This is a genomic window from Protofrankia sp. Cas3 (assembly GCF_963555955.1).
In the GTDB taxonomy this organism is placed as follows: domain Bacteria; phylum Actinomycetota; class Actinomycetes; order Frankiales; family Frankiaceae; genus Protofrankia.
Map to the genome: position 1 here is coordinate 9,469 of NZ_CAUVXP010000180.1, position 1,567 is coordinate 11,035.

2 protein-coding genes and 1 pseudogene are annotated in these 1,567 nt (G+C 67.2%); 2 read left to right on the plus strand and 1 reads right to left on the minus strand.

Annotated features, from left to right (window positions below):
• A partial coding sequence (locus tag U9983_RS23735; protein WP_322756141.1) for a hypothetical protein occupies window positions 1-184 on the plus strand: 184 nt, incomplete at its 5' end.
• 35 nt (window positions 185-219) lie between these two features.
• On the opposite strand, the gene U9983_RS23740 is transcribed toward U9983_RS23735, so the two are convergent.
• Window positions 220-777, minus strand: coding sequence for an HIT domain-containing protein (locus U9983_RS23740; RefSeq protein WP_322756142.1), 558 nt, complete (start codon window positions 775-777; stop codon window positions 220-222).
• Window positions 778-1,320: 543 nt separating this feature from the next.
• Here U9983_RS23740 and U9983_RS23745 point away from each other — a divergent pair.
• A pseudogene (locus U9983_RS23745) lies at window positions 1,321-1,567 on the plus strand (hypothetical protein); the annotation flags it as partial.

Sequence of the window (1,567 nt, forward strand, 5' to 3'; positions counted from 1 at the left end):
CCCTGGCGGCAGGAATCGGACGGTGATCAGAGCTGAGGTACCGGAAACGGAAATGCTCAGATATGCCGTTGACATCCGTTCGCTGACCCAGGGCACTGGCACGTTCTCCCGCAGCCACGTGCGGTACGAGCCGCTACCTGAACACCTCGCCGCCACGTATCTCACCGCTCGGACAGCCGAGTAACGCTTGGCGCATCCCCAGGGACAGCGGTGTGGATGTTAGTCCGTCTCCTTCCAGGCCGCGGCGGTCAGGTCGCGGGTCTGGCCGAGGAGTGCGGGCAGCACCCTGGTGCCACCGACCACCGGCATGAAGTTGGTGTCACCGCCCCAGCGTGGCACGACGTGCTGGTGGACGTGTTCGGCGATCCCAGCGCCCGCCACGGTACCGAGGTTCATCCCGACGTTGAAACCGTGCGCGCCGCTGGCCCGCCGCAGAGCCCGCAGCGCATGCTGGGTGAACAGGGCCATCTCCGTGGTCTCGGCGTCCATGAGATCGGCGTAGTCGGGGATGTGACGATACGGGACGATCATCAGGTGCCCGGAGTTGTACGGGTAGAGGTTGAGAACGGCATAGACGACTTCGCCCCGAGCGACGACCAGCCCCTCCTCGTCCGACATGGACGGGATGATGCAGAACGGGCAGCTTTCGCCGGTCGGTCTGTCCTCGCCCTTGATATAGGCCATTCGGTGCGGCGTATACAGCCGGCGGAAGCCGTCCGGGCTTCCGACGCCGGCCTGGGCCTCCAGCGAGACACCCTCCGGCGTGGTCGACGTCATATCCACGAACTGCCCGTTTCCGATGTGCGACCGGGGTACCGGGTTCGAACGGGTCGACCTGGCTGGTACGTCACTGGCGCGGCCTCCCGACGCATCCGGAACCTGAGTTCGGGCCCGCTGGAGCGGCCTGAGCCACTACCACCACCACCCACGCCCAGCGTACCGGCGTACAGATGCCCGTGACCACGCATACCTCGGCCAGTCTGACGAGAGGCTGACGGCGTGGGGGGGTCGCCGTCAACCTCTCCCCACTAGCGTAAACGGTTTCCACGCACCGCGCCGCCACTATGACCGGAGTCATTGCGCGTGTCGTCGCCGGGATGGCCCCGTGACACCCGGTTCTGGCACGCCCGGTTCTGCCCGGCGTAGCCCTCGATGCATTCGCCTGGGTCGACGGATTCCGGTTGTCACCGTGTCGGGAACCTGGCCGCCGCGGGGCGGAGATTGTGCTCACAGCTATTTCACATCTTCTTCTCAAGGTACAGCCACACTCGGCCGCGACAGTTCACGATCAGAACCCACCCAGTGGACCGGAGGTAGACGATGGCATCCGTCCAGGCCAGCTCCGTCGACGGCGCATCGGAGAACGTGCCGGTCGCCCCGGCCGGGGACGCGGTCACCGTTGCGAGCCCGCCGCCACCGCGCCAGAGCCCACCAGGGCCGACCGGGCGGCCGGTACGTACCGCTGTCGAGTTCCTGACCGATCCGCTCGGCCTGCTCACCCGGCTGCGCCGCGAACACGGCCCGATCGTGCGGGTGCCGCTCGGACGCAGTGCCGCCTACCTCGTCA

Excerpts from the sequence above, each read along its gene's own strand:
- U9983_RS23740 (WP_322756142.1), bottom strand. The coding sequence starts at position 777 with ATGACGTCGACCACGCCGGAGGGTGTCTCGCTGGAGGCCCAGGCCGGC.